Origin of the sequence: Pseudomonas sp. HY2-MNA-CIBAN-0224 (assembly GCF_040310285.1) — a bacterium.
GTDB classification, from domain to species: Bacteria; Pseudomonadota; Gammaproteobacteria; order Pseudomonadales; family Pseudomonadaceae; genus Aquipseudomonas; species Aquipseudomonas helleri.
In genome coordinates, this window is the sequence record NZ_JBEOPQ010000386.1 from 1 (window position 1) to 287 (window position 287).

The 287-nt window shown below is 41.5% G+C and carries 1 protein-coding gene; it reads right to left on the reverse strand.

Annotation, left to right across the window (positions count from 1 at the left end; genetic code table 11):
* Window positions 1-287, reverse strand: a 287-nt coding sequence (locus AAEZ03_RS26855) for a GGDEF domain-containing protein (RefSeq protein ID WP_350582843.1), incomplete at both ends; no start/stop codon positions are given.

Genomic DNA, 287 nt, shown 5'->3' on the forward strand with positions numbered 1-287 from the left:
TATAAGCAGAATCAATATCAGTATCGGGTAATAAAATGGCAAATTCTTCGCCGCCAATTCGAGCCAATACATCGGCCTCGCGGATCTGGTCATGACATATATTGGCAACGCGCTTAATCACCTCATCACCCACTAAATGGCCATAAGTATCGTTGACCGCTTTAAACAAATCAATATCAATAATCATTAACGAAAAAGGTTGGAAATAGCGGCTAGCACGCAAAAACTCGTGTTCACAAAATGAGGTAAATGAGCGCCGATTGAATAAGCCGGTTAACGGATCAGTA